Consider the following 2,500-nt stretch of genomic DNA (forward strand, 5'->3'; position numbering starts at 1 on the left):
TTCTTTTTTGGGCGTTCGGTCTGCCCTTTGGGGCAGCCCACCGCGCTCTCGCCCCTCACTTTTTGCAGCCGCGGGGGCGTCTGCAAAAGAGTTCAGACAGGGGCTCCATCGCTAACGCGGGCACCGTTGGGGGATGGGGGCGTGGGAGGCGCCATGTTTTTGGTGGCCCTAAGGCGTTCATTTTCAGAACGGAGAAAAAAAGTTGAAAAAAAGGGAAGGATTAGTTTGTTTGTAAAGAAAAAAGGGTTGTATATTTGCACCCCGCAAACGAGGGGCCGCAGGGCCGCCCAGGCAAGGGAAAGCGTTCATTACCATCTTAGAATAGGGAAGCAAAAATTTTTCAAAAAAAATGTTTTGCAGATCGAAAAAAGGTTGTATGTTTGCAGCCGCTTAAAACGGGAGTGTCCGTGAGCGGAAGTTCATTAAAATAATGTTTGTTGCAGGTTGATTAGAGTGTGAAAAAAAACTTTTAAAAAAAACTTCAAAAACATTGTGTGAATTAAAAAAGGGTTATATATTTGCACCCGCTTAGCGATTGAGTTCGCTGGGAGAAACGAGAAATAAGTTCATTAACATATTGGATTGACAGCGTAGCGAAGTACTGGAAACGGTGCTTCGCACAAAAGAGAACAAACCATTTTGAGTACCAAACATTAAATTTCCTTTGGTCGTTGAAAAGTACTGAACGCAAGTTCAAAAAAATTAACGATGAAGAGTTTGATCCTGGCTCAGGATGAACGCTAGCGGCAGGCCTAACACATGCAAGTCGAACGGTAACAGCACTTCGGTGGCTGACGAGTGGCGCACGGGTGAGTAACGCGTATGCAACCTACCTTTCACAGTGGGATAGCCCAGAGAAATTTGGATTAATACCGCATAGTATACGGGACCAGCATTGGACCTGTATTAAACATTTATGGGTGAGAGATGGGCATGCGTTCTATTAGTTAGTTGGTAAGGTAACGGCTTACCAAGACCGCGATAGATAGGGGCCCTGAGAGGGGGATCCCCCACACTGGTACTGAGACACGGACCAGACTCCTACGGGAGGCAGCAGTGAGGAATATTGGACAATGGGCGCAAGCCTGATCCAGCCATGCCGCGTGCAGGAAGACGGCCCTATGGGTTGTAAACTGCTTTTATACAGGAAGAAACACCCCGACGTGTCGGGACTTGACGGTACTGTAAGAATAAGGATCGGCTAACTCCGTGCCAGCAGCCGCGGTAATACGGAGGATCCAAGCGTTATCCGGAATCATTGGGTTTAAAGGGTCCGTAGGTGGACGATTAAGTCAGAGGTGAAATCCTGCAGCTCAACTGTAGAATTGCCTTTGAAACTGGTTGTCTTGAATCATTATGAAGTGGTTAGAATATGTGGTGTAGCGGTGAAATGCATAGATATCACATAGAATACCGATTGCGAAGGCAGATCACTAATAATGTATTGACACTGATGGACGAAAGCGTGGGGAGCGAACAGGATTAGATACCCTGGTAGTCCACGCCGTAAACGATGGATACTAGTTGTTCGGGCTTCGGCCTGAGTGACTAAGCGAAAGTGATAAGTATCCCACCTGGGGAGTACGTTCGCAAGAATGAAACTCAAAGGAATTGACGGGGGCCCGCACAAGCGGTGGAGCATGTGGTTTAATTCGATGATACGCGAGGAACCTTACCAGGGCTTAAATGTGGATTGACAGGTCTAGAGATAGACTTTCCTTCGGGCAATCTACAAGGTGCTGCATGGTTGTCGTCAGCTCGTGCCGTGAGGTGTCAGGTTAAGTCCTATAACGAGCGCAACCCCTGTTGTTAGTTGCCAGCGAGTCATGTCGGGAACTCTAGCAAGACTGCCAGTGCAAACTGTGAGGAAGGTGGGGATGACGTCAAATCATCACGGCCCTTACGTCCTGGGCTACACACGTGCTACAATGGTAGGTACAGAGAGCAGCCACTGGGCGACCAGGAGCGAATCTATAAAACCTATCTCAGTTCGGATCGGAGTCTGCAACTCGACTCCGTGAAGCTGGAATCGCTAGTAATCGGATATCAGCCATGATCCGGTGAATACGTTCCCGGGCCTTGTACACACCGCCCGTCAAGCCATGGAAGCCGGGAGTGCCTGAAGTCCGTCACCGCAAGGAGCGGCCTAGGGTAAAATTGGTAACTAGGGCTAAGTCGTAACAAGGTAGCCGTACCGGAAGGTGCGGCTGGAACACCTCCTTTCTAGAGAAAGACGGCCATTGGGAAGGGTTTGGAAAAAGAAGGGTTTGTTCTTTTGCTGTTGATTTAATAATATACTATAGTAGAGTCTCATAGCTCAGCTGGTTAGAGCGCTACACTGATAATGTAGAGGTCGGCAGTTCGAGTCTGCCTGAGACTACTAACTACTATAAAAAGGAAATTCTGGAAGCTAGAGAGTTCTAAATTCGTAATTCTGAATTCAAAAATTCTGAATTTCAAATTGGGGGATTAGCTCAGCTGGCTAGAGCGCCTGCCTTGC

Annotated in this window: 2 tRNA genes and 1 rRNA gene (1 of these 3 cut by a window edge); all 3 read left to right on the forward strand. The window is 48.0% G+C overall.

The annotated features are described in order from the left end of the window. Positions 1–705: 705 nt before the first annotated feature. Positions 706–2,223, forward strand: a 16S ribosomal RNA gene (locus tag BXY82_RS15305). Between the two features lie 83 nt (positions 2,224–2,306). Next, positions 2,307–2,380: transfer RNA gene (locus BXY82_RS15310), tRNA-Ile, on the forward strand. Between the two features lie 83 nt (positions 2,381–2,463). Continuing rightward, a tRNA-Ala gene (locus BXY82_RS15315) sits at positions 2,464–2,500 on the forward strand; it runs 40 nt beyond the window's last position.

It is taken from the genome of Gelidibacter sediminis (assembly GCF_004364975.1).
GTDB lineage: Bacteria > Bacteroidota > Bacteroidia > Flavobacteriales > Flavobacteriaceae > Gelidibacter > Gelidibacter sediminis.